Source organism: Glaciimonas sp. GNP009 (genome assembly GCF_054343755.1).
This window is the reverse complement of the sequence record NZ_JBTGUV010000004.1, coordinates 2,294,480-2,320,468: the sequence shown is the minus strand read 5'-3', so window position 1 is coordinate 2,320,468 and position 25,989 is coordinate 2,294,480. Positions and strand designations below refer to the sequence as shown.

Annotated in this window: 24 protein-coding genes; 9 read left to right on the top strand and 15 right to left on the bottom strand. The window is 53.2% G+C overall.

The window, feature by feature from the left end:
* Nucleotides 1-110: 110 nt before the first annotated feature.
* Nucleotides 111-1,082, bottom strand: coding sequence for a sugar ABC transporter substrate-binding protein (locus ACXX82_RS11145; protein WP_323506297.1), 972 nt, complete (start codon nucleotides 1,080-1,082; stop codon nucleotides 111-113).
* Between the two features lie 285 nt (nucleotides 1,083-1,367).
* On the opposite strand from ACXX82_RS11145, the gene ACXX82_RS11140 reads away from it, so the two are divergent.
* Nucleotides 1,368-2,459 carry a porin gene (locus ACXX82_RS11140; protein WP_323506298.1) on the top strand — a complete coding sequence of 364 codons (1,092 nt, stop codon included), beginning with the start codon at nucleotides 1,368-1,370 and terminating at the stop codon, nucleotides 2,457-2,459.
* 102 nt (nucleotides 2,460-2,561) lie between these two features.
* Here the strand turns inward: ACXX82_RS11140 and ACXX82_RS11135 are convergent, their stop codons facing one another.
* The gene (locus ACXX82_RS11135) at nucleotides 2,562-2,897 is read right to left on the bottom strand and encodes a hypothetical protein (RefSeq protein WP_322234650.1); all 336 of its coding nucleotides are present in this window, start codon (nucleotides 2,895-2,897) and stop codon (nucleotides 2,562-2,564) included.
* A 484-nt stretch (nucleotides 2,898-3,381) separates the two neighbouring features.
* Here ACXX82_RS11135 and ACXX82_RS11130 point away from each other — a divergent pair, with 484 nt between their 5' ends.
* The gene (locus tag ACXX82_RS11130; RefSeq protein ID WP_458562922.1) at nucleotides 3,382-4,440 is read left to right on the top strand and encodes a helix-turn-helix domain-containing protein; all 1,059 of its coding nucleotides are present in this window, start codon (nucleotides 3,382-3,384) and stop codon (nucleotides 4,438-4,440) included.
* Nucleotides 4,441-4,582: 142 nt separating this feature from the next.
* The gene (locus ACXX82_RS11125) at nucleotides 4,583-4,930 is read left to right on the top strand and encodes a PIN domain-containing protein (protein ID WP_503421163.1); all 348 of its coding nucleotides are present in this window, start codon (nucleotides 4,583-4,585) and stop codon (nucleotides 4,928-4,930) included.
* 55 nt (nucleotides 4,931-4,985) lie between these two features.
* On the opposite strand, the gene ACXX82_RS11120 is transcribed toward ACXX82_RS11125, so the two are convergent.
* From ACXX82_RS11120 to ACXX82_RS11085, 8 genes are all read right to left on the bottom strand, one after another.
* A complete protein-coding gene (locus tag ACXX82_RS11120) occupies nucleotides 4,986-6,071 on the bottom strand; it encodes an alcohol dehydrogenase (protein WP_322234646.1) in 1,086 nt (361 codons plus the stop codon).
* Nucleotides 6,072-6,182: 111 nt separating this feature from the next.
* A complete protein-coding gene (locus ACXX82_RS11115) occupies nucleotides 6,183-7,688 on the bottom strand; it encodes an aldehyde dehydrogenase family protein (RefSeq protein ID WP_323506299.1) in 1,506 nt (501 codons plus the stop codon).
* Nucleotides 7,689-7,758: 70 nt separating this feature from the next.
* The gene (locus tag ACXX82_RS11110; RefSeq protein WP_323506300.1) at nucleotides 7,759-8,943 is read right to left on the bottom strand and encodes an ABC transporter substrate-binding protein; all 1,185 of its coding nucleotides are present in this window, start codon (nucleotides 8,941-8,943) and stop codon (nucleotides 7,759-7,761) included.
* A gap of 70 nt (nucleotides 8,944-9,013) precedes the next feature.
* Complete coding sequence (locus ACXX82_RS11105; protein ID WP_323506301.1) at nucleotides 9,014-10,195, bottom strand: ABC transporter substrate-binding protein; 1,182 nt, start codon at nucleotides 10,193-10,195, stop codon at nucleotides 9,014-9,016.
* Nucleotides 10,196-10,216: 21 nt separating this feature from the next.
* Entirely contained in the window at nucleotides 10,217-11,008 is a 792-nt protein-coding gene (locus ACXX82_RS11100; protein ID WP_322234638.1) for an ABC transporter ATP-binding protein, read from the bottom strand.
* Nucleotides 10,974-11,672, bottom strand: coding sequence for an ABC transporter ATP-binding protein (locus ACXX82_RS11095; RefSeq protein ID WP_458562921.1), 699 nt, complete (start codon nucleotides 11,670-11,672; stop codon nucleotides 10,974-10,976). The genes ACXX82_RS11100 and ACXX82_RS11095 overlap by 35 nt, the downstream gene beginning before the upstream one ends.
* Complete coding sequence (locus ACXX82_RS11090) at nucleotides 11,659-12,699, bottom strand: branched-chain amino acid ABC transporter permease (protein ID WP_458562920.1); 1,041 nt, start codon at nucleotides 12,697-12,699, stop codon at nucleotides 11,659-11,661. Before ACXX82_RS11090 ends, ACXX82_RS11095 begins: the two co-directional genes overlap by 14 nt.
* Nucleotides 12,696-13,568: a branched-chain amino acid ABC transporter permease gene (locus tag ACXX82_RS11085; protein WP_322234631.1), complete on the bottom strand. Its 873-nt coding sequence runs from the start codon at nucleotides 13,566-13,568 to the stop codon at nucleotides 12,696-12,698. The genes ACXX82_RS11090 and ACXX82_RS11085 overlap by 4 nt, the downstream gene beginning before the upstream one ends.
* A 474-nt stretch (nucleotides 13,569-14,042) precedes the next feature.
* On the opposite strand from ACXX82_RS11085, the gene ACXX82_RS11080 reads away from it, so the two are divergent.
* Both ACXX82_RS11080 and ACXX82_RS11075 read left to right on the top strand, forming a co-directional pair.
* On the top strand, nucleotides 14,043-14,828 hold the full coding sequence (locus ACXX82_RS11080) for an enoyl-CoA hydratase/isomerase family protein (RefSeq protein WP_322234629.1): 786 nt from the start codon (nucleotides 14,043-14,045) through the stop codon (nucleotides 14,826-14,828).
* A 137-nt stretch (nucleotides 14,829-14,965) separates the two neighbouring features.
* Nucleotides 14,966-16,219, top strand: a complete 1,254-nt coding sequence (locus ACXX82_RS11075) for a CaiB/BaiF CoA transferase family protein (RefSeq protein ID WP_322234627.1) — start codon at nucleotides 14,966-14,968, stop codon at nucleotides 16,217-16,219.
* A gap of 103 nt (nucleotides 16,220-16,322) precedes the next feature.
* On the opposite strand, the gene ACXX82_RS11070 is transcribed toward ACXX82_RS11075, so the two are convergent.
* From ACXX82_RS11070 to ACXX82_RS11060, 3 genes are read right to left on the bottom strand one after another with little or no spacing between them, the layout of a single operon-like run.
* Entirely contained in the window at nucleotides 16,323-17,222 is a 900-nt protein-coding gene (locus ACXX82_RS11070) for a MaoC/PaaZ C-terminal domain-containing protein (protein WP_322234625.1), read from the bottom strand.
* A 12-nt stretch (nucleotides 17,223-17,234) separates the two neighbouring features.
* Entirely contained in the window at nucleotides 17,235-18,155 is a 921-nt protein-coding gene (locus tag ACXX82_RS11065; RefSeq protein WP_322234623.1) for an SDR family NAD(P)-dependent oxidoreductase, read from the bottom strand.
* Nucleotides 18,156-18,210: 55 nt separating this feature from the next.
* Nucleotides 18,211-19,005, bottom strand: coding sequence for a citryl-CoA lyase (locus ACXX82_RS11060; RefSeq protein ID WP_322234621.1), 795 nt, complete (start codon nucleotides 19,003-19,005; stop codon nucleotides 18,211-18,213).
* A 273-nt stretch (nucleotides 19,006-19,278) separates the two neighbouring features.
* Between ACXX82_RS11060 and ACXX82_RS11055 the strand changes: the two genes are divergently transcribed.
* A complete protein-coding gene (locus ACXX82_RS11055; protein WP_322234619.1) occupies nucleotides 19,279-20,643 on the top strand; it encodes an LLM class flavin-dependent oxidoreductase in 1,365 nt (454 codons plus the stop codon).
* Between the two features lie 84 nt (nucleotides 20,644-20,727).
* Here the strand turns inward: ACXX82_RS11055 and ACXX82_RS11050 are convergent, their stop codons facing one another.
* Together ACXX82_RS11050 and ACXX82_RS11045 are read right to left on the bottom strand one after the other, a co-directional pair.
* A complete protein-coding gene (locus ACXX82_RS11050) occupies nucleotides 20,728-21,270 on the bottom strand; it encodes a flavin reductase family protein (RefSeq protein WP_458562919.1) in 543 nt (180 codons plus the stop codon).
* A 125-nt stretch (nucleotides 21,271-21,395) separates the two neighbouring features.
* Nucleotides 21,396-22,298, bottom strand: a complete 903-nt coding sequence (locus ACXX82_RS11045) for a LysR family transcriptional regulator (RefSeq protein ID WP_322234615.1) — start codon at nucleotides 22,296-22,298, stop codon at nucleotides 21,396-21,398.
* A 354-nt stretch (nucleotides 22,299-22,652) separates the two neighbouring features.
* On the opposite strand from ACXX82_RS11045, the gene ACXX82_RS11040 reads away from it, so the two are divergent.
* The 3 genes from ACXX82_RS11040 to ACXX82_RS11030 all read left to right on the top strand — a co-directional run bounded on the left by ACXX82_RS11040 (nucleotide 22,653) and on the right by ACXX82_RS11030 (nucleotide 25,974).
* On the top strand, nucleotides 22,653-23,654 hold the full coding sequence (locus tag ACXX82_RS11040; RefSeq protein WP_322234613.1) for an HpcH/HpaI aldolase/citrate lyase family protein: 1,002 nt from the start codon (nucleotides 22,653-22,655) through the stop codon (nucleotides 23,652-23,654).
* Nucleotides 23,651-24,880, top strand: a complete 1,230-nt coding sequence (locus ACXX82_RS11035; RefSeq protein WP_458562918.1) for a CaiB/BaiF CoA transferase family protein — start codon at nucleotides 23,651-23,653, stop codon at nucleotides 24,878-24,880. Before ACXX82_RS11040 ends, ACXX82_RS11035 begins: the two co-directional genes overlap by 4 nt.
* Nucleotides 24,881-24,960: 80 nt before the next feature.
* Nucleotides 24,961-25,974, top strand: coding sequence for an HpcH/HpaI aldolase/citrate lyase family protein (locus tag ACXX82_RS11030; RefSeq protein ID WP_458562917.1), 1,014 nt, complete (start codon nucleotides 24,961-24,963; stop codon nucleotides 25,972-25,974).
* Nucleotides 25,975-25,989: the final 15 nt, after the last annotated feature.

Here is a 25,989-nt window from a genome sequence, read left to right as displayed (position 1 = left end):
TTAGCTTTAAAAGCGACCTTGCAATCATCTGTTGGGTCGGCTTCTAAATACGCAGCGTTCAAATAAGCTGACTCTCAAATCGATCGTTTACTCGCCAGCCCCGGTTCACATTACTTCATGCCCCAACAAGCGTTCAGGCCAAATGCACTATCTTTGCTGTCGATATTTTTTTGCTTTTTATCGGTAATCAGCATGACGCCGGTATCAACGTAACCGCTGACCTTCTTGCCGGTTTTAATGTAGTCGACACCCGCGTCAACGCCGAGGGACGCCATCCGTAGCGGATACTGCTGGGAAGTCGCCGCAATTACCCCGCCCTTGACATTGCGCACACCGTCGCAACCACCGTCGACAGAGACGATCATCACGCTTTTTTCTTTACCTGCGGCTTTTAAAGCCTTGTAAGCGCCAGCTGCGGCAGGCTCATTAATGGTGTAGACAAGGTTGATCTCGGGATTCTTTTGCAGGCAGTTTTCCATCGCAGTCTGACCTTTAGCCTGATCGCCAAAACTATCCTGCATACAAACGATGCTTGCATCACCTTTTTTGATGCCAAAGCCTTGCAGGAACCCATCATGACGCTGGATGCCGACCGGATGACCAGGAAATAAATCCAGCGTGGCGATCTTGGCCGGTTTGTCACCAAAGGCTGCTTTGGCATATTGACCAACCAGAACGCCAGCCTTGAAGTTATCCGTCGCAAACAGCGCGTCCGCCGCATTTTGCGGGTCAGTCGGACTATCTAAGGTAATCACCATCACGCCTTGGTCACGCGCCTTTTTTAACGCAGGAACGATCGCCTTGGCGTCGCTTGGCGTGATCAGAATAACTTTTGCACCCGCCGCAATCATGTTTTCAATCGCCGCGATCTGACCAGCATTATCGCCGTCGGACTTGCCAGCGGCTGTCAGCAACTTAGCGCCTTTGGCTTTAGCGGCTTCTTGTGCGCCTTCCTTCATTTTTACGAAATACGGATTGGTATCAGTTTTGGTGATCAGCCCGATGATCGGTTGATCAGCGGCAGCGGCCAGTCCTGCGACCATGGTCAAAACAGCTAGGGCAACGCGATTTTTAAGTTTCATTTATGTCTCCTCCGGTTCTAAACAATTAGATAGAAAGCAACGTCAAACAACGTTATCTAAAAAATATTTTATGTTTTATCGATAAGTCCTTTACCGCATTTCTGATTCGTAATATATTCGCATTTAATTAATAAATCAACTGTCTTTATTAATTGTTCGTTGATCACTCTCCTATGAGACGAAGCCTTGTAGGTGAGAAATATTTTATTTAATTGACAATAAAAATCGAGTTACTTAAAGCTCGGAATCGGTGTTTAACACCATGTGTTGTACCTAGGAGATGAAATGAAAACAATTTTCAAAATGCTGCTGGCAAAACCAATCGTTGTCGCTGGCCTACTCGCTTGTGCTTGCATTGGCAACGCGCAAGCGCAAACCAACGTCACGATTTACGGCCGTGTCGTTGACGGCATTAATTATCAAAGTAACCAGCTTACCGGCAGCGTCAATGCCAACAACAAACCCATCGTTGGCGGCAAATGGGGTGTTGATGGCAATGTCTGGGGAACCAGCATGTTCGGCTTTCAAGGCAACGAAGATCTGGGCGGCGGTTTGAAAGCGCTGTTCCAATTGGAAAACGGCTTTGACGGCAGCACTGGCACGGTCAACGGTGGATCGGGTCTGTGGACACGTCGTTCGTTAGTCGGTTTGAGCGGCAGCCTTGGTACTCTGAAAATTGGTCGTGACCTGACACTTCCTAGCGATGTGGTCTGGACGCTGGATTCCGGTGGACAACAAGCAATGGGCACGGCAACGCTGGTAAAAGGACGTAACTGGCCAACCTACAACAACGAAATCGACTACATCTCTCCAACCATTGGCGGCTTCACGGCCCAAGGCGTGTATGGCATGGGTGAAGTGGCTGGCTCGACCAAAAAAGGTAGCACTGGCGGTCTTTCACTGGCTTTCATTCAGCCAAGCTATGAATTGCGCGCGATGTATGACTACGCCAATGACGCGAATGGCCAATACTCTTCCCTGTTTCAATTCTCAAAAGAGTTGACACTAGGCGGTACGATCACAATCGACCGACTGAAGTTATTTGCCGGTTATCAAAATCTATCCGCGCCCGGCATGACCGGCAGCACGGGCAATCCTGACAAGGCGAACCAGATTTGGCTAGGCGCTAACTACCAGTTGTCACCTGCCCTGACCCTGATCGCTGGCGCGTATCACGTCAAGCTGAACCAAAATAGCGGCAGTGCCAACCTGTTCACGCTGGGCACAAACTACAGCTTGTCCAAACGCACTCTGCTGTATGCAAGTATCGGTACTGTACGCAACAGCGCACTCACCAGCTTTGCTGTAGAGACAGGTACTAGCGCTGTTGGCGTCAATCAGAACGCCTTCTATTCGGGCGTCAGCCATTCGTTCTAAGTATTGGTCAACCATTATTCGCCAGGATTATTAGTGAATTTTTGACTGGATTTTGTAAGTGTTTATATTGAAAAAGCCAACCGGTTCGGTTGGCTTTTTCAATTATTTTTCCGTCCTCAGCACACCATGCCGATTTAGATTATCCAACCCATCAATCCGGCTTGACGCAGCATCCGCCAACATCCGTAAAGAGGTGGAAGCCAGCCGCAGCAAACGATCCGTATCAGTAACATCCAACATCGGCGTTGTATCGCTGCCGCGATCCATCGTGCTGAAATGCGCCAGATCAATGCAAGTCTGGAGCCCTTGGCAGACGTCCTTGGTCATCGCAATAAATTGCGCGTGCGGATCGGCTCTGTGATGCAGCGGCAACCATGAAAATGCTTGATGGAGTGGCTCGGGTGCTGTTGACTGGGTCGGTTTGGATGCGTCGGTCATGATGACATCTCCCCAACGGCGTGACAGACTATATCGGATAGGTCTGGCGGCTGTTTAGGAATTCGTCTAATAACGGGTGAACAGAAAGGGTAAGACGTAATGTTAGGCATTATGTTTTCTTTGTGTGTAGTTAATCACCTCCCGTCGTCAAACGGGTGGGCGGTAAATAACAGGGTTGACGAACCGGTACACAAAAGAAAACCGGCAAGCCCGAAGGCTTCCCCACCACCACCGCCCAAAGAGGCACGATACGTACACACGAAAAAAAACCGGCATTGCGCCGTTTGTGTGCTTCTGTGTTGTCAGGTCGTCAAACCAGTTCCCCTTTTTCTAAGGGACTAAAGGAGTATAGAGCATCACGCCAAATTTTGTGAAAGTTGATTGCCGCATTGTGGATTCATGCAGGCCAGCAAAGTCGATTTATACTGACTGTGGTTGACAAATTAAGAAGAAAAATATATTTTGTCAACCATAGGAGATAACAATGATTGCCGATCGCATTCGACGCGCCAGAATTTTACGGGGTCTGAGCCTTGATGGCTTAGCCCAAAAATTGGGCGACGTGACCAAACAAGGGCTGAGCAAGTACGAACAGGGGAAAGTTACCCCGAACTCAACTCGCCTGATTCAATTGGCCAAAGCGTTAGAGGTAAAACCGGAATATTTTTTCCGCAAAGATTCTGTTTCTCTCGCTCCGCTGGAATTTCGAAAATTGGCAAAAATGCCGCGATATCGTCAGGAGCAAGTGGAAGAGCAAATCCGCGGACATCTTGAACGTTATATCGAACTCGAAAAATGTTTTGACGCCGCCGATAATAGCGTCCCGGTCATGGCTCCTCGATCTATCTCCGTTATCTCAGTTGAGGACGCAGAAAATGCAGCATCAACTCTAAGAGACCAATGGAAGATAGGTGGCGACGCCATCGCCAATCTCACCGAACTGCTCGAAGAGCATGGCATCAAGGTAGCGCTTTTAAGCGGTTGTGATGATTTTGATGGCGCCTGCGCGGCTACCAAAGATGAGGAACATGTGCTGGTGGCACTTAATGCTAGCCGTCCGGGTGAACGCATGCGTTTTACTGCAGCGCACGAACTCGGCCACTGGGTGATGGCACTTCCAGCCTCAATGCCCGAAAAAATAAAAGAACTTTGCTGTCATCGATTTGCCGGAGCGTTCCTCTATCCGGCAGAACGCGTCAAGACTGATTTCGGTCACCATCAGCGCTCTCGGGTTCATCCACGCGAATTGTTGAATGCCAAACAGTTATATGGCGTTTCCATGCAAGTCGTTTTGCGCCGTTTGAAGGACCTCAGTTTGCTCAGCGAGCCTGGGTACAAATCTATCAACATTCAATTCAGCGTGAATGGCTGGCGCAAGAATGAACCTGGTGTGTTCCTATCAGAGCGTCCAAGACGATTTGAATCGCTCGTTTTTTGGGGGCTTGCCGAAGATATTTTCACCCTCTCGCGCGCTGCAGAATTTCTCCAACAACCAGTCGGCACTTTTGACACCAGTTTGTCCGACCCGCTGAGGCGAGAATGAAGCGAATTTATATTAGCGATACAAATATTTGGATAGATTTTAGACATGCAGGGCTTCTGAGCGTGTTATTTCGATTGCCTTTCACGCTCTGCTGCACAGATTTTGTACTTTTTGAGTTGAACGACTTTGATCATGAAGCGTAATTGAGCAAGGCCTTCAAATAGAAGTGCTGGACAGTGCGCTCATCTCACGTTTGTCTGAGCTCAACATCGAACAAAACAACAGTTCACTGGCTGACGTGTCGTGTTACCTTCTGGCGAAAGACACAGGTCGCCCCTTGCTGACTGGCGATGGGCAATTGCGACGACAAGCTCAGCAAGACGGTTTGCAGGTATATGGCGCGCTCTGGCTACTTGACCGTCTTGTAGAACATCTAATCATATCCGCCAGACAGGCTGCAAATGGCTTAGACGCGATGCTGGCCTCGGGCGCACGGCTGCCTCAATTCGAATGCAACGCCCGCCTGGCTAAGTGGCGAAACAAACCATAACAGCGCTTCTTGCGACGCGCTGCATTTGTGTATGCACCCGGCGCAACAACCCCCTTCAAGGCACCGTCACCACACGCCCAACAAAACGACGCGCCTCCAGATCATCTAAAATCTCGTTGATCTCGCTCATGGGTCGCGTTGTTACTGGTATCGCGGGCAATCGACCTTCTTGCGCAAATTGCAGCAGCGCTTTCAATTCGTCCAGCGTCCCGACGTGAGAACCACGGATGGTAAGGTTGCGCGGGGACAGCAGCGCCAGCGGAATCTCAAGACTGCCGCCCATCATCCCGACAATAACAATCACCGTGCCTTTGACTGCGACGGCCATTGCCAGCTCCGCGGTTTCCCTTGATCCGACAAAATCGATGATCCCGCGAATCGGTCCTCCGGCTGCCAGTTTGAGGGCGGCGGCGGCCTCGGGTGTCCGGGTATCAAATACAAGCTGCGCGCCTTGTTGCGTTGCCGCCGCCAGCTTGATTGGATCAAGATCGGCGACGACCAGCACGGCGTCCGTCACTAAAGGCGCAATCGCAATCGATGCCAATCCCAAGCCACCCGCACCGATGATCAACAGGCGATCATTGGCTGACATGTGCGGCATTTTTTTGAGAGCGCCGTATGCGGTCAGGCCCGAGCAGGCGAAGGTGGATGCCAGTTTGAGATCGACATTGCCGGTTGGCACGACATATCTGCCCTTCGGTACGATGACGTACTCGGCAAAACCGCCGTCGCGGCGCGTTCCCAGACTGCGTTGCGCCTCGCAATCGGTATCGCGTTCTTCAAGGCAAGCGGTGCAAACCCCGCAGCCTATCCACGGATAGACCACGACTGGCGTTCCGACTTCCGGGCCTACCGCTTGGGGGCCGAGTGCCGCGACCGTACCGGCCATTTCGTGCCCTAGCGTCAATGGCAATTTTGAGCCGAACTGCTCGGCGGTCAGGCGTCGCCCTCCTCCGAGGTCAAAAAACCCGTCGCGTATATGCAAGTCACTATGGCAAACGCCCGCTGCCGCTATCTTTACCAGGACTTCTTCCCCTTGCGGCTCTGGCTTTTCGCGCAGGCGCAACTGGAGCGGTTTGCCCCATTCAACGATTTGGTAGCTATTCATGGCATCACCTGATTCTGCGTTGTTATCGGTCATTTCACGGGTTTCGTTTTATTTTTACGCTTATCGTCAATCGATTCAACGAGCAGATTGATCTGATCGTTGAATCATTTTTTCCACCAACACGCAAGGTCTGCATGGAGAGGCTCAGTCCGTTCTGATCACTACCGACTTGGTGCTCAGGTAGTAGTCGAGATGCTCAGTGCCTGATTCACGTCCGTAGCCACTCATCTTGTAACCGCCAAAAGGAATCGCGGCATCCAGTTGCAGATAGCAATTCACCCAGACTGTGCCAGCTTGCAGCGCTGCCGCCATCCGATGGGCCTTGCTGAGATCGCGGGTCCATACACCAGCACCAAGACCATACGGTGTGTTATTTGAACGCCGGATTACTTCTTCGATATCGTCAAAAGGCATGGCGCTGACAACAGGCCCGAAGATTTCCTCGCGAACGATTTGCATATCGTCTTTGGCGTTAGCAAACACAGTCGGCTGCACGAAGCAACCGTTGGACAATGCGCCATCCAGTGCGCGCGCACCGCCGACAATCGGGTTGGCGCCCGCTGCAATACCACTGTCGATGTAACGCATTACCCGCTCCAGCTGCTGGGTCGATGCCAGCGGTCCCATTTCGGTCGCGCGATCCTGCGGCATTCCGACGACCATCTTGCGACCGATATCCGCGACCCGATGGATAAACTCATCGTAAATTTTTCGCTCTACAAACAAGCGGGTGCCAGCGACGCAAATCTGACCACAGTTGGTGAAAACCGCATTCGCCGCACCGATAACTGCGGCATCAAGATCGGCATCGGCGAACACAATGTTGGGCGACTTACCGCCAAGTTCGAGCGATAAGCGTTTAAGGTTCCCTGCCGATGCCCGCACGATCGCCTGTCCGGTTTCGGTCGAACCGGTGAAAGCAACTTTGTCGACGCCGGGATGGGCAGCCAACGCCGCACCCGCTTCACCAGCGCCGGTGACAACATTAAATGCGCCCGGTGGGAATCCAGCCTCCGCGATCAGCTCTGCCAGCAACAGGGAAGACAAGCAAGCCTGCTCCGCTGGCTTGAGAACCACGGTGCAGCCAGTTGCCAGCGCCGGCGCGACCTTCCAGATGGCCTGACTTAAGGGGCCATTCCAAGGAATGATGGCACCCACAACGCCCACCGGTTCTTTGACGGTGTACGACAGGACTGCGCCGGGTATCGAATTTTGGATAGTCTGACCATGAATGGCCGTGGCAAGTCCGGCGTAAAAGCGAATCATGCCTAGCACGCGCTGCTGACCCGCAGTGCTACGCGTAATCGGCATGCCCATTTCCAAGGTGTCGAGTAGCGCAAATTGCGCGTATTCACGTTCCACCAGATCCGCCAGACGCAACAGCAATCGTTGTCGTTCGATCGGTTTGGTTTTACCCCATGCCCCTTCAAAAGCCTGCCGCGCTGCGATCACCGCAGCCTCAATATCGGCTGCGCCACCATCTGCAATATTTGCCAACAGCTCGCCAGTGGCGGGGTCGGTAGTGGGAAAGGTCTGCCCTGATTGTGCGGCCACCCAGCGACCGTCGATGAACAAGCGCTTTTCTGCCATGGTCTCGATGAAGCGAGGGCGGGGCAGGATGGAAGCTGTAGTTGATGAAAAATTGGCCATTTTTAGTTACCAGGTGAGAGGGTAATCATTTGAAACTCAGGGCAGCGGAGTGAAACAACCGCCTGAAAATTTACATCTTGCATTCGGTATTCAGTTCGGGACTGATCTTTGCCATTGATTCCACCGATTTGAGCGTCAAGTCGCCCTTGCCGTCGCCCACCTTGATGGCCTGCGTGATGACGAGAGAACGCAGAAGCTGGTGATCCGCTGCCCGCATCTCGACATCGCCCGCGATAGTGGCGGCTTTTAGGCCAGCCAGTGCTGTCCTCACGGCGGCGACGTCGGTGGACTTTGCCTTGAGTATGGCTTGGTTTAACAGTTCGAAAGAAAGGTAGGTATCGGCATCAACAAAGGTCGGTTTACGATTGAAACGGGCTTCGAAGGCCTTCACGAAGGCAGCATTGCGTGCTCCCGGCATGGACCAGAAGTAGCTTTGCGGCGTCAACATGCCGGCAGTGGCATCCCCTTGCGCGGCGATGATGGTTTCATTGGTGGAAAATACCGAAAATACCGATTTGTACTTAGCAAATAAACCGAATGGTTGCTGCTGCTTTGCCAGAACTATGCCAGCCGTGCCCGGTGCCAGCACCATCAAGCCATCGGCAGGCTTAACAAGTAGTTGAGAGATGTAGCTGCCAACGTCGGCCACGGATGGGGAAACAAACAGGGTTTTCTGGACAGTACCGCCGTTTTCTTGCACCAGCGCGGTAAAGCGTTTGGCGTAATCATGGCCTAGTGCGTAGTCGCCCATGAAAAGATCCCAGGATTTTGTTCCGCTATCTTTTAACAGGGCGCGCACGCCGTTGATGAAGGTGGTGTCATTGAGCCCGACGCGGAAATAATTTTTCTGACAATTCTTGCCGGTCAGATCATCCGATGCGGCAGTGGAGTCAAGGAACAGCACGTTCATGGCCGATAACTTTGGAGACAGCGCAAGTGACGTGCTTGAACTACTCAGCCCAGCGATAAAAGACACACCCTGCTGCTCGGCGAGGCGCGTGGCGGCCGCAATTGCGGTAGCCGGTGCGCCTGAATGATACTGGGTGACCAGTTCATATTTGCGTCCAAGTGCACCGCCCTGCGCATTGAGCGTTTCCACCGCAAGCGTCGCGCCATCCTTGACGAACGGCGCAAACACCGCGAATGGTCCGGCGTCAAAATTAATCAGGCCAAGTTTGATTGTCTCTTGCGCAAAGGCGCTGCCCTGCACCATCACCATTGCTGTCGCTGCAATTACCAACATTTTTCTTATCATGTTTGCGTCTCCTTGTTAAGTAGAAAATACAGCGTGGTCGCGTTGCGGCCACGTGCGTCATTTTGCATTCCTACATCTTGCATTCGCTGCTTGCCTCGGGTGCTGCTTGCGCTACCGGCTCGACTGACTTCAGGACGAAGTCGCCCTTGCCCTCACCTGCTTTTACTGCCTGCACCACTACCAGCGGACGCAACAGTTGATGATCGGCGGCACGCATTTCGACATCACCCACGATGGACATCATTTTCAAGCCAGCCAGCGCCGTGCGAACCGCCACCAAATCGGTTGACTTTGCCTTGGCAATAGCGGCGTTCAGGACTTCAAATGACATGTAAGCGTCCGCATCAAGATAGGTCGGTTTGCGCTTGAAACGTGCCTCGAACGCCTTGACGAAAGCCGCATTCCGACTGCCTGGCATGGACCAGTAATAGCTTTGCGTGGACACCATGCCAGCCGTTGTATCGCCTTGGGCGCTGATGATTGTGTCGTTGGTGGAATACACCGATAGCACAGACTTGTACTTGGAAAACAGGCCGAACGGTTGTTGTTGCTTGGCCAGCGTAATGCCGCCGGTTCCCGGATAGACCACCATCAGGCCATCGGCCGGCTTGACCAGTAATTGGGAGATATAACTGCCCACGTCGGGCGCTGTCATGGACGGGAATAGTGTTTTTTGAACCGAACCGCCTTTTTCCTGCACCAATGCCGAAAACCGTTTGGCATAGTCGTGACCGAGCGCGTAATCGCCCATGAGCAAATCCCACGATTTAGTGCCGCTCTCCTTGAGCAAGGTGCGGAAGCCTTTGATGTAGTAACCGTCACTGACGCCAATGCGAAAATAATTAGGCTGGCAATTTTTTCCTGTCAGGTCATCCGCGGCAGCGGTTGTATCCAGAAATAGGGCATTCATGGATGCCAACTTGGGCGCCAGACCGAGCGACGTGCTGGAACTGCTCAAACCTGCTATAAACGTAACGCCTTGCTGCTCTACCAGCCGATTGACGGCAGCAATCGCTGCGGCAGGTGTACCGACGTGATTCTGGGTGATCAACGCGTATTTGCGACCGAGTACGCCGCCCTGCGCATTCAGCGTTTCAATGGCAAACGTGGCACCATCCTGCACGAACGGTGCCAAAACGGTGAATGGGCCGGAGTCGATATTGACCAATCCGACCTTGATGGTCTCCTGCGCTAACACGCTGCCTTGCATCACCGTCGTGGCAACCACTATTGCCAACAGCTTTTTTATCATCGTTGTCCCCATTTTTTTTAGTTAAAAAGCCAGCGCAGCGCTGTGCTGCGCCGAGTCAATATTGTCGGTCTGACCACGATCAATGATTTCGCCCTTAGCCATCACCACGAAGCGCTGGCTAATCCGCCGTACCAGATTCAGGTGTTGCTCAACCATCAGGATGCCAGTCCCAGCGGCGCAAATCTGGTTGAATACCCGTGCCAGATCGTCCACCAGCACTGGCGATAAACCTTCAGAAGGTTCATCCAGCAACAACACGCGCGGGTTGCCCAGCAGGGCACGGCCCACCGCTAACATCTGTTGCTGGCCGCCGCTAAGCGCGTTGCCCATCTTGTCGCGTCGCTCCTGCAATATTGGAAACAGGCGGTTGACCGTCTCAACAGTCCAATGTCCCTTGCGCCCGCAGGCTGCGCCAAGCAATAAATTTTCACCTACTGTCAGATGCGGGAGGATCATGCGACCTTGCGGTGAAATCGTGACGCCCTGCTTGGCCGCTGCGTATGCCGGGAGCTTGTTGAGCAGACTTCCGCCGACCTCAATGGAGCCGCCACTGATCGTAGTAGCGCCAAAAAATGACATGAGTAAGGTCGACTTGCCTGCACCGTTTTTCCCCACTACGGCCACTGCCTCGCCCTCGTCAATATCGAGATCAATATCCCGCAGCACGACTGATTTGCCGTAGCCTGCGCGGAGGCCCCTAACCCGGATAAAGCTCATGCCAGGCTCCGGTGGACTGGCCGGATCGGCCTGAAAGCCGTGCTGATCATCGGATTTGATTTCATGCTTCGGTTCCAAGGTAGGCGGTGATGACACGTGGATCGGCACGCACTTCGGCAGGTGAGCCGGTCGCCAGCAATCTGCCGAGGTCAATCGCGGTGATGGAATCGCAAAAGCGGAATACGGCATCCACGTCGTGCTCGACCACTACGGCCGTGACATTTCGCTCCCGTACTATCTTGACCAGATGTTCGAATAATATGATGGTCTCGGCAGTTGACAGACCAGCGGCGGGTTCGTCGAGCAACATCAGACTTGGCTTGCCAATTAGGGCTAGCGCGATATCCACCCGACGTTGGTCGCCGTAGGCAATGCTGTCAGCGATCTGGTCGTAGACTGCGCCCAACTGAAGCGTGTCAACGATGCCGCGCAAGTCGGTCTCACCGAGTTGCTTGCTTACCAGTTCCAGTTGCTCACCTACGCTGATGCCGGGAAAGATGCTGGTGCGCTGAAATGAGCGTGACATACCAAGACGACGACGCCAGATGACGGAGCGGTCAGTGATATCCTGCCCGTCAACAAATACGCGTCCGCGCGTCAACTTGCAGCGGCCAGTGATGGCGTCCATCAGCGTGGATTTGCCAGCACCGTTGGGGCCGATTATTCCATGTAGCACGCCACGCTGGGCGATGTCGAGGTTGATACCTTCGAGCGCCTTGACACTGCCATAAGAAACGCTGAGATCTTCAATGCGCAACATGATGGCGTCCTGTAATGCGACGTAAGCCGCGGCGAATAAATCCCATCATCCCCTCGGGGAAAGCAGCGATAACCAGCACTACGCTTATACCGGTCAGTAACTCAAGGTTACCGCTCGCGCCAAAGCGATCCTGTCCAACTACAAAGAGTAATGCGCCCAACACCGGACCACCAACGGTGGCTGAGCCACCGACAAGCATGGCAACCAGCGTATTGCTACCGGTTGCAAAGTCAAGCAGCTCGGGCGATGCAAAAGCCATATTCAAGGCCATCAGCAAACCAGAAACGGAAGCAATAAAGCCAGCCAGAGCGAAGGCGAATACACGTGGCAAGTAAGTGTTGAAGCCAGAAAACCGCATGCGCTCTTCGTTAGCGCGGGTTGCGCGCAAGATTTGTCCGGTGCGCGAGCGACCGACCACCCATGCCAGCAACATGACGCCGCACAAGGCGAGCCATGCCACCGGCCAGAAAGTGCTCGGTCGGGAAAGCTGCGCCTGATTCAGGCCAAAGAACAATCCGTCCCATTGCATCGTGAGTCCATCGTCACCACCCGTGACGGATCTGAAATCGGTCAGCATGACAAGAGAGCGCAGCATTTGCGCCAGCGCTAGCGTCAGCATCGCAAAAGGCAACGGTCGGGCACGCACCACTAATGCACCGATCAGCACACTCAATAGCGTAGCTGCAAGCAGACAAAATACTGCGGCCGCCGTGACGTTCCATCCGAACTGTGTCACTGCAATGCCGAACAAGTACGTAGCGCCGCCGGTGAAACCCGCAGCGCCAAACATGATGAGCCCGCATTGATGGGCCAGAAATCCAATCGATATCGCGGCAACTCCCAACACGATTGTATTGATCATCAGCCCCAGATGAAAGCTGCTGCTGACGAGCGAGGGAATGAACAAGCCCAGGATGACAAGTGCCGTCACGATCAAAGCCGCCTTCAGCGATCCGGATAGCGTATTGCGCGGGGCGATCGCTGGCAATTTAACCTCGACGCCCAATGTTGGTGTTGAGCGCGTCATGCGACCCTTCCTCGTCCAAACCCCTGCGGGCGGCATAGCAACACAAAAAATAGCAGTAGGTAAGGCGCTAGCACAGCCAGTGTCGGTGAGATGACCGCGCCGATGACCTGGATAAATCCATACACCACAGCCGCAGCGATTGCACCACCAATACTGCCTAGCCCGCCGATAACGACGATAATCAGACAACTGATCAGCACGTTCGCACCCATACTGGGATCGACCGAAAGATAAGGTCCGGCCAGCACGCCAGCCAGTCCGGCAAAGCCGGTACCGAGGCATACCACAACGAGTCCAAGACGATCAGTATTGACGCCCATCATGCGAGCAACCAGTGGTTGCTGACTGACGGCACGCACATGCATGCCCGAGCGGGTCCACTTAAGCCAAATAGCCAGTGCCAGACACGTACCAAATCCCACCACAATCAGGAATATTCTATAAGCCGGATAAGGATGACCGAAAAGGTCGATGGCCTTCGACAGTGATAGTGGTGCTTGTACCGACAGTGGTGAAGTACCCCAGATGCGCGTCACCAGCTTGACCAGGATCAGGGCCAGACCAAAAGTGACTAGCGCCACCTCCATCTGCGAACGATTTTTAAATGCGCGCATGACACCATACTCAAATGCTAGTCCCACCAGCGCCAGTAGAATCGGAACAATCAAGAGTGCAACCCAAAAACCGAACAAGCCCGAGAATGTGTAGCCGAGGTAAGCACCAAGCATGTACAGCGCACCGTGGGCGAAATTCATCACGTCACGCAAACCGAAGATCAATGCGAGGCCGCTGGCCAGGATCGTCAACAATGATGACAGCGCGAGCGCATTACCCAACTGAACCACATTAAAAAGTTGCGATAATTCCATATCAGCTGCGGTACGCGGCAAACGCAGTGGCAGCAACGGCAGACGAATGCCTCACGGAAGCGCTTGCTAAAAGGGCTGGAATCACAAGATGCCGGGCGAGCCGAGCGGAACATAACATAGCGTCTCCTTTCTCATTTTTATAGTTTTCTGGACCAATTCCGCAGTGCGATTGGGATGCAGTGAGTCCTGTGCCAAAATATTACTGCCGTCCCTTTACGAAAACAAATAAAATAATCTGAAGCATTGTTCAGTTTTTATGTTTTCAATATCGGCGTTTGAGAGCGCATCATCAGCAAGCCGGAGACACCGTTTTAGAGCTAAAAGACTCCCCCGACTCATTAGTTAAGTTTAATAATGCTTCGCATTATTTGACTTGTTGCATGGTCACGCTAAACTTATCATTTCGCATCACGGCACAGAGCTACTAGACGATTCCACCTGAATCCCGGTTCTCGCACGTAAAGGAAATCAGCCATGTCAGTCATTCAATACGAGGTTCGGGATAACATTGCCGAGATTCTGTTCAATAATCCGCCGGTCAATGCCATTACGCGGGAATTGATGGACAGTTTTCTGGCAATGCTCAGGCAGGCGGGACAAGACAGCGAAGTGCGGGCTGTCATCATTGGTAGTGCCATACCCGGACGGTTTTGCGCTGGTCAGGATTTGGGTGATTTCCTGAGAAGTTCTCCGACGCAATTTCATGAAGCGGTGCAAAAGCTTTACGTCGAGTTGTGCGATGTACAGTTCAATCTGGGCAAGCCATCGATTGCGGCGATTGCGGGTACGACGCGCGGCGGTGGCATGTCCGTGGCGATCACCTGCGACATGATTGTTGCAGCGGATACTGCCACCTTTGGCTATCCGGAATTGGATATCGGGTTGCTACCCGCTGTCCACTACACCCATTTGCACCGGCTGGTGGGACGCTATCGTGCATTCGATCTGCTGTTCACCGGTAGATCGTTTGATGCACAGGAAGCCTTACAACTGGGCTTGGTTAGCCGCATTGCTCCGGCCGCTGATTTGCTAAACGAAGCACGCAAGCTGGCAAAGGTGTTGGCGGACAAATCACCAGAGCTGATGAAGCTCGGGAAAACCGCGTTCACCCGCGCCATTGATGGCGATTACCGACAAGGCGTGGCGGCAGCGGTGAATCTCGCCTGTACCGTCTTTGGCACCGACGATGCGAAAGAAGGCCTGTCTGCATTTGTAGAGAAACGCAAACCAGTGTGGAAAAAGCCATCATCAGGTCGCTAAATAAGCAGCTAAACGACGACTGCTGATGCATTGTCAACGAGCTTAATGGTCGCCTGCATCAAGTACCCAACCCTTTTTAAGCCTTTGGTCTGCGACGGCAATTGGTCCATCTATAAGTTCTTCGAGCAAAGGCAAGCATGAAGCAAGCTGAAAATTCCTCCACCGGTGCTAAAGGCGCGCTTGATGGCGTGCGCGTCCTGGATCTGTCACGGGTTTTGGCAGGACCGTTGTCGGCGCAGGTGCTGGCCGACCTCGGCGCGGATGTGATCAAGGTCGAGCGTCCTGACAGCGGCGACGACTCGCGCCAATGGGCACCTCCTTTTGTGGCAGGTGCGCCGCAGACACCACTCGATGAATCGGCTTATTTCTGGTCCTGCAATCGCGGCAAACGCTCCATCGGCATCAATCTCGCCACGCAAAGCGGCCGTAAGCTGATTGCACGCCTTGCAGCCGAAAGTGATGTACTCATTGAAAATTATAAGGTTGGCACGCTGGAGCGTTACGGCTTAGGATATGCCGCTCTGTCAAAGATTAATCCCAAACTTATCTACTGCTCCATCACTGGCTTCGGTCAGACCGGCCCGTATAGTGCGCGGCCCGGATATGACACCATCGTGCAGGCCATGGGCGGATTGATGAGCCTGACCGGCAATCCGGACGGCACGCCGGGCGCTGGCCCGCGTAAGGCTGGTGTGGCGGTCTCAGACCTGATGACCGCCTTGTATTCTTCTGTCGCCATTTTGGCGGCCCTGAACGAGCGCCATAGTTCTGGCCTGGGTCAATACATCGACATGTCACTACTCGATGTACAGGTTTCGGCGCTGTCTAATCTCGGCATGAACTACCTGGCCACTGGCGATGTGCCACAACGTGCCGGCAATCGACTGGCATCGGTGTACCCGAGTGATAGCTTCGCCTGCAGTGATGGGGACCTGATGCTAATTGTAGGAAACGATGGGCAGTTTCGAAACTTTTGTAAGGCAATGGAAATGCCGGGTGTGGCCGAAGATCCCCGTTTCTGCAGAAACGAATTGCGTATGCGCAACGCAAATATCCTATCCGGACTGGTTTCCGCAGCAATGGCCAAACGCACAATGGCAGAATGCCAGGCCTTGCTGGATGCAGCCGGTGTTCCGGCAAGTCCGATCAATAATTTAAAACAGGTTTTTGCTAATCCACAGGTCATCGCCCGCGAGATGGTGCGCGACCTTAGCACGACGGATGGCCGTCAGGTGCGTGCGATAGCGAGCCCTATCCGGATGTCACGCACGCCGCCGACGTATCGCCGCGATCCGCCCAAGCTCGGTGAGCACAACGCTGAAGTTCTTCGTGACGTACTTGGATTGACAGAGCAGGAATGCGAGGACTTAAAGCTGGATGGGGCGATCTGACCGATATCTGGCATCAGGCTGCTGCCTGAGGCCAGATCAACGAATCAAACCGGTCCGGGACAAATCCGCATTCATTCTGCTTCGTTAGTCTACGCTGGCTCGCTCAAGCTATGTCAGCCGTGCCTGTAGCGATCACGATTGTATTGCGATCAGGTAGAAGACAGCGATAATGCAAAACGTCACTGTCTTTCCATATTTCAGTACGAATTGTTTCTCCGGGAAAAACCGGTGCCAGAAACCGAATTCCGAGTGTCTTTAAGGCATCCGCATTGTTTTCGCAACAGACGGCCATGATCGCTCTGGCTACGATTCCATACGTGCAAAGCCCATGCATTATGGGACGCGAGAACCCGGCTGCGCGTGCAGCTTGCGGGTCAGCATGTAGCGGATTCGGGTCTGCACTAAGCCTATAAATCAATGAAGCCTGTGGTAATGAGGCAATGTCGACGGAATAATCGGCGTCACGTTGCAGCCATGGAGCGGTGGCAGGTGACTTCGACAATGGCGAAGGCGCAGATGCTACGGGACTGTGCAAATTGGCTGAATTTGTCGAAAATCCACCATCCGCCCGACACACCGTCCGATGCTCAATAGACGCTAAAAGAACACCGGTATCATCGTTATAAATATCACGCTCAAAGATAAGTAAGGCACCTTTTTCCGGCCCCTTATCAATCAAATCAACGACGCGGCTTTGGCCACGGACGTTTCCTTTTGCAGGAAGCGGCGCATGAAAAATGACTTTGTGTTCGCCATGCACCGCTTTTGAGGCATCGATACCGGTGCGGGGATCGGTGATCCAAAAGCCTGGATAACACAACGTCGTTGCCAAAGTAGGAACCGCCTGCATCCCTTTTTCATATACAAACCGTAGCTCGTCAGGACTATTCGGCTGGCTGCCATACCCTAATGCCAACGCATACAGGATGGCGTCCTTTTCCGAGTAAGTCTGCCGCACCACTGGCGAGGACCAATTTTTTACGAAATCAACGTTGATCGCCATGACAACTCACTTTCAGACCGGGTCCCAATCGAACACATCTTGCGAACGGTCCAGCTTATAAAAGCTTGGACGCATTGCCGGGATCACGCGGTCGGCGAGCGTCTGTGGCGTCCAGCCTTCTTCGGTGTGCATGGATCGCAACGGACGACTTTGGCTCATGAGAAATATCTCGTTCGCACGCACCGCAAACACCTGACCCGACACATCGACGGCATCATCGCTGGCCAGATAGACAGCCAGTGGTGCAATCTTTGCGGTATCCATGCGCTGCAACCGCGCTACGCGTGCCTTCTGTTCCTCTGTCTCAGTTGGCATTCCATCGATCATGCGGCTCCACGCGAAGGGAGCAATGCAATTGGAGCGCACATTAAACCTTGCCATATCCATGGCTATCGATTTAGACAGTGCAGCCAGACCTAGCTTGGCTGCAGAATAATTTGCTTGGCCAAGATTGCCGATCAGGCCCGAGGTTGACACCATATGAATATAAGAACCCGACTGCTGGCTTTTGAAATACGGTGCCGCGGCGCGCGATACAAAAAATGGTCCATTTAGATGAACGTCAATGACCGCGAGCCATTCTTCCTTGCTCATGTTGAAGAAAAACTTATCACGCAAAATACCAGCGTTATTGATGACGCAGTCAATCTTGCCGTAGGTATCCACCGCCTGCTGCACCATGGCATTCGCACCGTCCCAATCGGCAACGCTGTCACCGTTGGCAATGGCCTCGCCGCCAGCGGCAACAATCTCGTCGACTACCGATATTGCACGTGACAAGTCACGGCCCTCGCCTTTAACGGTTGCACCGAGGTCATTCACGACGACCTTCGCACCTTCACGGCCCAGTGCCAATGCAAAGTCGCGACCAATGCCGCCGCCTGCGCCTGTTACCAGTACTACTTTATCTTTAACAAAAATACCTGCTTGCATGTCGCGATCTCCTTCTGTTTTTTTATCTTTTAATTTATCTTCTGAAGACCGCCGCTTACTCCGGCTCAGCATCCGGATTCATATGCGCCGTGGCACGCGCTTCGATCGAATGCCATATCTCTTCAGACATCGGGTTGCGCGACTCTTCGAGGATGTGTCCGACCAGTCCAACAGCGCGACCCATTACGCCCAGACCACGACAAATTTTCCAGTCAAATCCCATTTCGCAGCACAATGCGCCAATGGCACCGGTCGCGTTAACCGGCAAAAGCTTACCGCTACGCTGGGCTGCCTCCTCGGCAATCGCTACAATTAGCTTAAGATAAGGACCATCAAAACCGGTCTCGCGGGCTAGTTCCATGAGTCGTGGCGTACGTGGATCAATGGGTTTATGAAACGGGTGTCCAATCCCTGGCACGATACGCTTTTGCGCACGGAACGACGTCACTGCTGTGACTGCTAGCGCTGCAAAGTCAGCCTCTGCATCGGGCACGGGCATGCTTTCTGAAAGCATTTTTGCCGCGCCTTCTATACTGCCCACAAACACGGACCCCAGACCATTCAAACCCGCCGCGACAGCGCCTTGCAGCGATTCCGGTGCGCCCAGATAAGTCATGCGAGCGACGATCGAACTTGGCGTAAGACCATGTTCTACCAGCGAGACCACCATCGCATTGAACATCCGCGATTCATTGGGATTAGGTATGCGGCCGGTCAGCTCCAGAAAGCCCATATCGCCCAGATTGAGATTTCCCAGAATCTCGGAAACAAAGTCTTTACCAAACAAGGTAATGCTGCTGGCGTTACTCCACCCGATATTGGTGCTGATTGCCTTCTTCTTCCTGCTCATGCTGTTCCGATCTGGGTGTAGGTTGACAATATTGAGGGTCAAATGATGCTATCAGAACCATAGAGTGGTCACAAATCAAATAATCTTACCGATACTTCAAAAAAGACGAGTAATGGATAAGGCTAATTACCACCTGTAAAGTTGCGTACGTCCCAAAATAACTATTCAAGATAACTGAGCAATCCCTAACATAATTTGATTGGACGTAGCCGCAGCCTATTTTTAACATGCATCATCGTCGCGCTAATGCGACACCTATGATCCAAGGATGACATGGCTAATAAACAAATGGCGTTGGTTGCATTCCTACAGGCGCAGAACTGCTCGAATCTGGTCGCCTCTTGGCGCCACCCTGAAACCAATGCCGGATATCTGACACCTGAGTACTATCAAGACATCGCACGCACGCTGGAAGCGGGGAAATTTCATCTCGCGTTTTTCGATGACCGACTCGCAATGCCAGATGTCTATGGCGATAGCCATGCCGACACGGTGCGTAACGGCGTGCGGGCGGTAAAACTGGACCCGGTAGTTGTGCTCACCGCGATGGGTCTGGCGACCAAACAGTTAGGACTCGGTGCGACTTATTCAACGACTTATTACGAACCGTTTCATGTCGCTCGTGTGTTTTCCACACTGGATGCCATGACGCGCGGCCGGGTGGCCTGGAATGTCGTTACTTCGCTCAACGATTCAGAAGCCAACAACTTCGGCGTGAGCAAGCATCAGGAACACGATTTGCGTTATGACCGTGCCGATGAATTTCTTGAGGTTGTGCTTGGTCACTGGGATACGTGGCATGAAGGGGCGCTGGTCGGTGACAAGGCAGCGAATCTGTTTGCCGATCCGGACAAAGTGCGCCGCCTCGACCATCATGGAGAATTTTTCAACTCGCGTGGACCGTTCACCGTACCACGTTCAGAGCAAGGGCATCCGGTATTGATACAAGCTGGCCAAAGTGGGCGCGGTAGTGAATTTGCTGCACGCTGGGGCGAGCTGGTATTCGTCATTCAGCCCAATATCGAGGTTGCGCGCAAACGGTATCAGGAATTCAAAGCAAAACTTGCCGCGCATGGCCGGGACCCGGACAGCGTGAGGGTTGCTCCCGCAATTTATGCCGTGGTCGCATCCAGTAAAGCCGAAGCCGAAGACCGGCGTGCTGCAATTGATGCGCTGGTGCAACCGATCGATTCGCTGGCACTATTATCCGAAGTGCTGAATTTCGATTTCTCAAGCAAGCGGCCGGATGACCAATTTACCGATGATGAACTTTCATCGATTTCGGGATTGCGCGCCATTTTGGATCGGGTCATTCTGGCGAGTGGCAAAAAGAATCCAACGCTAGCGGAATTCCTCAAATTTAGTGGCCGTGGAACCACCAAGGAATTGCCAACCTTCGTGGGCAGCCCAACGGATGTCGCCGACCAGCTCGAAGAATGGTTCACTGGCGGTGCATGTGATGGTTTCGTACTAGCCGCTACGCACATGCCAGGAACCTACAGAGAATTCGTGCAGCTGGTGGTACCAGAACTGCAACGTCGCGGATTGTTCCAAAAGGAGTACGCAGGCACGACGTTGAGGGAAAATCTAGGCTTGTCGCGCCCTAACTCTGGTGACTGGAAAAAGATGTATCGCTAGATTCTGCGCTCAGCAATCGTGACCGCAATTGCGGTCACGTGAAGTGCGTATTCCGTATCCGCATATTGCCGCATTTTGTGCTTCTTACAAAGCCACACCTTCGGGCAAGCTGGTAAATTTTCCACGAAAATAAACAAGCGGTTCGTCTTCCGGGCCCTTGCTGCAAGCACGTACGCGCCCAATGAAAATCGAATGCGTCTCGTACTGATGTTCATTGATCAGTTCGCAATCGAGACTCGCCAACGTATCGGCGAGTACCGGTGCGCCGGTCTGCAACGTGGACCAGGTTCCGAATGCAAAACGCGCTTCGGCTTTCAAACCGGTCCCACCCGAAAAGCAATCCGCGATATCTTCCTGTTGCGCCGACAGAAAGTTGACCGAAAAATGGCCCGCACTTTTAATCAGGGCGTGTGCACTGGCGTTTTTATTGACGCACACCAGAACCATCGGAGGCGTATCGGACACGGAGCAAACGGCGGTGGCGGTCATGCCAGTGCGGCCACCGTCGGCACCGGCCGCGATCACCGCAACGGCACCAACCTGCTGTCTCATCGCCTGACGAAAAATGGTAGAGTCCATCGCATACCTTTCAAACTGGGTTAATGCATCCATGTTAGAAAAGTGCATTCAATAAGTCTAATCAAATTATGTAAGGCATTCATTAGCTTAATTGAATAATTCGAAATCCCGCCGCGATCTACCGGATACTGAAAACACACTGAACACCAAGACGACATGGATGTTTGTAATGATTACTTAGCGTTCGCGTCATCCATCGGAAGCATGCGTTCGACGAACGACACCAACCGGGTGGCCGCAGGAGAAAGCGTGTGCGCGTTGATCGAGATGATACCGATTTCACGACTGATTTCCGGCTCGACGATCCGCAATGCGCGCAGTGTCGAACGCTTAGGAAGAGAAATTTTCGGCAACAGAGCAACCCCTAATCCCACCTCCGCCATTGCGATCAGTGTCGTCACTTGCATCATTTCAAATTTTGTTTCAAGGTCAGGAAAGCGCGATTGCAACACCATATCAATATGCCCGCGCAAAGCCGAACCAGCACTTAACTTCAGCAGTGGCAACTTCCCTAACTCTTCAACTGTGATGCGAGTCTTGCGCGTGGTTTTGTAATTAGGTGGAACCAGCGCAAAGTATTCATCCTCAAGAATCGATTGAAAATTAAAGCCATTCATTTTTTCGGTTTTCGGACCAATCCCGAAGTCGACATCACGGCGTCTCACGGCCTCCATTAACTCTTTTGCGGCAAGCTCTCGCAACGTAATCACGATCCCTGGATAAGCCTCCGCAAAGGCAGCTAAGATCGCGGGTAAACGCGTACTAGCCACGGTGGGGACGCATCCAAACGTGATTTGGCCAGTTTGAATATCCACGGCGCTTTTCAATTGCATCAGTCCCGCTTCGATTTCTGCCAGCGATTTTCTCACGCTAATGACCAAATGCTCACCTTCACGCGTCAATTCGACGCGTCGCGTAGTGCGATGGAACAACACCACGCCGAGCTGACTCTCCAGCTGCTTGATTTGCATGCTGATAGCAGGCAGTGATCGATTCGCACGTTCGGCCGCTTCGCGGAAACTGCTATGGTCAGCGACCAGCAGAAATGAGTGAAGCAGCTTCAAATTAATATTCATTTTTTCTTATTAATGTCTCGGATTAGCACTATTGTAATTGATACTGAAGTTTTAGATGACCTGCGTGATAAGAGTCTTTAGTTGGCGGAAACAGTGATTTATGCGCCTGTTCCTAATCCACGCCTCGATCCATCCCATTGTTAAGAAAATCTTCAGAATCGATCAGTTAATTGCGCTTGTCTAAGCAAGTCGGCTGTTCGTACACTTGCAATGAGATTCCGGACCGGTATTTTGTTGCACTTGTCCGCCTGTTCACATTGCACTGCTAACCGCCGCTGAGTGACGCTATGGCAGCTTTTACGCATCGGCCGGAATCAATTTCAAACCCAGTGCCTTCATCGATTCGAGGAAAATATGTCTGCAACTATCATCCAGCCCAGAACCAAACGGCTGCAACGCTCTGAACTGGCTGTTCCCGCCACGTCCGAACGATTCTTTGTAAAGGCGGCAAATAGTGCAGTCGATACCTTATTCCTCGATCTGGAAGATGCGGTGGCCGATCATCGCAAGGATGAAGCCAGAAAAAATGCAATTGTGGCCCTGAATAACATCGACTGGCGTAACAAGACCGTGGCGGTGCGCATAAATGGTCTCGATACCCCATGGGCATTGCGCGATTTGATCGATATAGTGACGCACTGTCCACGCCTGGATATGATATTGCTGCCGAAAGCTGGTTCTGCATTTGATGTCCAGTTTGTAGCGCAAATCCTGACCGCAATCGAACGTGAACAGAACCGCGCCAAACGCGTCGGTATCGAAGTATTGATCGAAACATCACAAGGTGTCGCCCATGCCGAAGAGATCGCGGCCTCCTCCGACCGGCTTGAGGCGATGATTTTTGGGGTCGGCGATTACACCGTCGATATGCGCACTAACGATGTGGTGTTTGGCACGTCTAGTCCAAATTATACGGTCCTTACCGCGCCCGATCAGAATGGCTTGCGTCAGCGCCACTGGAACGACCAATGGCATTTTGCTCTAGCGCGCATCGCCAACGCCTGCCGTGCCTACGGTTTGCGGGCGATCGATGGGCCTTATGCAGACTTTGGCGATGTTGAGGGTTATCGGGCATCTGCCGTGCGCGCGACAGCGCTGGGCTTTGAAGGTAAATGGGCTATCCATCCAAGCCAGGTCGACATCGCAAACGAGGTGTTTTCTCCTGCCGCTTCCCAATTATCCTGGGCCTCCAACGTGCTTGAAGAGCTTGCGCTGTCAGCGGCCCAAGGCAATGGTGCTTTCGGCTCGAAAGGCGTATTGATCGATCTGGCGCATGCAAAATTAGCGCGTTCGATCCAGCAACGTGCGGCTTATATTATTGAGCAGGCCTCTCCTGCAGTGAACGTCGCACGATGAATACCGTAAGCAACGCTGGGGCTAACAGTCAATCGCAACCGATGCAAGGCATACGCGTGCTCGACATCGCCACGTTTCTCGCCGCCCCTTTCACCGGCACGATATTGGCGGATTTTGGCGCGGAAGTGATCAAAATCGAACAACCGGGCACTGGCGATCCGCTGCGCAAATTCGGCACCCCGACCGAATGCGGGGATACGTTGATCTGGCTCAGTGAAGCGCGTAACAAACGCTTTGCAACAGTCGATTTACGGATTCCCGAGGGTCGGGACCTGTTCCTGAAACTGGTCGAACAATCCGACGTTATTTTGGAGAACTTTCGTCCCGGGACGATGGAAAAATGGGGCCTCGGATTTGAGGTTCTGCGTGCGGTAAATCCACGCATTGTGCTACTGCGTGTAAGCGCCTATGGCCAGACCGGACCGTACCGCGAGCGGCCGGGTTTCGCTCGCGTCGCACATGGATTCAGCGGACTGGCCGAACTGGCTGGCATGGCCGACGGTCCGCCTGTGGTACCCGGTTCTACCTCGTTAGCGGATTACATCAGCGGCATGTGGGGCGCGATTGGCGTTCTACTGACATTGCGCACGGTCGAGCAGTCCGGCATCGGACAGGTTATCGATGTCTCTTTGTATGAATCGGTATTTCGCCTGCTCGACGAACTGGCACCGGCGTATGCAAAATTCGGCCACGTGCGCACGCGCATGGGTGCGGATGTCGGGCACGTTGTACCGCATGGCCACTGGCAGACCAAAGAAGGTAAGTGGGTGGCACTGGCCTGTTCAAGCGACAAGATATTCGAACGTCTGGCAATCCTGATGAAACAACCTGAGTTGGCGCGGCCGGATCGTTATGCGACCAACCCCCAAAGGCTTGCCGGACGCGGCGAGATCAACGCCACCATTGCACGCTGGATCGGCGACCACAGCTTGAAAGACGTGATAGCGCGATGCGACGGGGCGGGCGTGCCTTGCGGTCCGGTAATGGGTATTGATGACATCTTTTCAGATCCGCAATACGCTGCCCGGGGCGATTTGGTCACCGTTAATGACGCCCGCGTCGGGGAAATCGTGGTGCCAGTGTCGGTACCGATGTTGTCGGAGACGCCGGCAGTTTTGCGTCACCTCGGTGGCGCTTTGGGTGCTGATACAGACACCATCTTGCGCACTTTGCTCGGACTCGACGCGCGAGCGATTGCCATGCTGCGCGAACAGCGGGCGATTTGAACGTGACTTTGAACGTAATGGCGAAGTGCACAAACGTAATATTTAATTTATCGACGAAAGAATAAAAGATGGAATCTTCCATGCAAGCTGACCAAACTAGCGTCAGTATTGCCGCGCATCCTGCCACGGCATTATTTGCAGGTGAAAAGTCTGTACCGGTCATCGCGTCCTGCGAACACTATGCTGGCAGCGAAAAGCTGATGGTCAAAGCGCTGCAATTGCAGCAAGACTATGGACCGGTATTCGACGTCACCTGTGATTGTGAAGATGGCGCCGCTGCGGGAGAGGAACAAAAGCACGCTCACATGGCCGCCAGCCTCATCAATTCGGCGGCCAATCGCCATGGCATGGTCGGTGCACGCATCCATGATCCGTCATCACCGTTCTGGCGCGATGATATTGATATTCTTATCGGTGAGGCCGGTGAGAGGCTGGCCTATCTGACTTTGCCGAAAGTAGGCAGCACCGGTGATGCATCCGAGATGATCGACTATATCGAACAACGCCGTGCTGCGGTTGGCTTGCATCGTGATATTCCCATCCATATTCTGATCGAAACGCACGGCGCTTTGCGCGATGTATTTGGTATCGCCGCGTTGCCCGGCTTGCAGGTGCTGGATTTTGGGCTGATGGATTTCGTCAGTGGACATCAGGGCGCTATCCCGTTTTCTGCAATGCGAAGCCCGGAGCAATTCGAACACGCGCTGGTAGTACGTGCCAAATGCGATATCGTCGCCGCTGCTTTGTCGTATGGCGTAGTGCCAGCCCACAATGTGTCGTTGTCGATACGCGACCCCGCAGCAACGGGACAGGATGCCCACCGCGCTCGCCACGAATTCGGTTTTTTGCGCATGTGGAGCGTACATCCCGGACAAATCATGCCGATCGTGACGGCTATGCGTCCAGCATCGTCGGAGGTGCAGAAAGCCAGTGATATTTTGCTCGCCGCCAGCGACGTCGCGTGGGGACCAATCAGCCATGAAAATGAATTACATGACCGCGCAACCTACCGTTATTTCTGGACCGTGCTTCAGCGCGCCCGGGCCAGCGGGCTTCCGTTGCGACAGGAAATCATTGACCGATTCTTTTCCTGACGATCCGATGTGCTT

Excerpts from the sequence above, each read along its gene's own strand:
- ACXX82_RS11145 (WP_323506297.1), bottom strand. The coding sequence starts at position 1,082 with ATGAAACTTAAAAATCGCGTTGCCCTAGCTGTTTTGACCATGGTCGCA.
- ACXX82_RS11140 (WP_323506298.1), top strand. The coding sequence starts at position 1,368 with ATGAAAACAATTTTCAAAATGCTGCTGGCAAAACCAATCGTTGTCGCT.
- ACXX82_RS11135 (WP_322234650.1), bottom strand. The coding sequence starts at position 2,897 with ATGACCGACGCATCCAAACCGACCCAGTCAACAGCACCCGAGCCACTC.
- ACXX82_RS11130 (WP_458562922.1), top strand. The coding sequence starts at position 3,382 with ATGATTGCCGATCGCATTCGACGCGCCAGAATTTTACGGGGTCTGAGC.
- ACXX82_RS11120 (WP_322234646.1), bottom strand. The coding sequence starts at position 6,071 with ATGACCGATAACAACGCAGAATCAGGTGATGCCATGAATAGCTACCAA.
- ACXX82_RS11115 (WP_323506299.1), bottom strand. The coding sequence starts at position 7,688 with ATGGCCAATTTTTCATCAACTACAGCTTCCATCCTGCCCCGCCCTCGC.
- ACXX82_RS11110 (WP_323506300.1), bottom strand. The coding sequence starts at position 8,943 with ATGATAAGAAAAATGTTGGTAATTGCAGCGACAGCAATGGTGATGGTG.
- ACXX82_RS11105 (WP_323506301.1), bottom strand. The coding sequence starts at position 10,195 with ATGATAAAAAAGCTGTTGGCAATAGTGGTTGCCACGACGGTGATGCAA.
- ACXX82_RS11095 (WP_458562921.1), bottom strand. The coding sequence starts at position 11,672 with ATGTTGCGCATTGAAGATCTCAGCGTTTCTTATGGCAGTGTCAAGGCG.
- ACXX82_RS11090 (WP_458562920.1), bottom strand. The coding sequence starts at position 12,699 with ATGACGCGCTCAACACCAACATTGGGCGTCGAGGTTAAATTGCCAGCG.
- ACXX82_RS11085 (WP_322234631.1), bottom strand. The coding sequence starts at position 13,568 with ATGGAATTATCGCAACTTTTTAATGTGGTTCAGTTGGGTAATGCGCTC.
- ACXX82_RS11080 (WP_322234629.1), top strand. The coding sequence starts at position 14,043 with ATGTCAGTCATTCAATACGAGGTTCGGGATAACATTGCCGAGATTCTG.
- ACXX82_RS11075 (WP_322234627.1), top strand. The coding sequence starts at position 14,966 with ATGAAGCAAGCTGAAAATTCCTCCACCGGTGCTAAAGGCGCGCTTGAT.
- ACXX82_RS11070 (WP_322234625.1), bottom strand. The coding sequence starts at position 17,222 with ATGGCGATCAACGTTGATTTCGTAAAAAATTGGTCCTCGCCAGTGGTG.
- ACXX82_RS11065 (WP_322234623.1), bottom strand. The coding sequence starts at position 18,155 with ATGCAAGCAGGTATTTTTGTTAAAGATAAAGTAGTACTGGTAACAGGC.
- ACXX82_RS11060 (WP_322234621.1), bottom strand. The coding sequence starts at position 19,005 with ATGAGCAGGAAGAAGAAGGCAATCAGCACCAATATCGGGTGGAGTAAC.
- ACXX82_RS11055 (WP_322234619.1), top strand. The coding sequence starts at position 19,279 with ATGGCTAATAAACAAATGGCGTTGGTTGCATTCCTACAGGCGCAGAAC.
- ACXX82_RS11050 (WP_458562919.1), bottom strand. The coding sequence starts at position 21,270 with ATGCACTTTTCTAACATGGATGCATTAACCCAGTTTGAAAGGTATGCG.
- ACXX82_RS11045 (WP_322234615.1), bottom strand. The coding sequence starts at position 22,298 with ATGAATATTAATTTGAAGCTGCTTCACTCATTTCTGCTGGTCGCTGAC.
- ACXX82_RS11040 (WP_322234613.1), top strand. The coding sequence starts at position 22,653 with ATGTCTGCAACTATCATCCAGCCCAGAACCAAACGGCTGCAACGCTCT.
- ACXX82_RS11035 (WP_458562918.1), top strand. The coding sequence starts at position 23,651 with ATGAATACCGTAAGCAACGCTGGGGCTAACAGTCAATCGCAACCGATG.
- ACXX82_RS11030 (WP_458562917.1), top strand. The coding sequence starts at position 24,961 with ATGCAAGCTGACCAAACTAGCGTCAGTATTGCCGCGCATCCTGCCACG.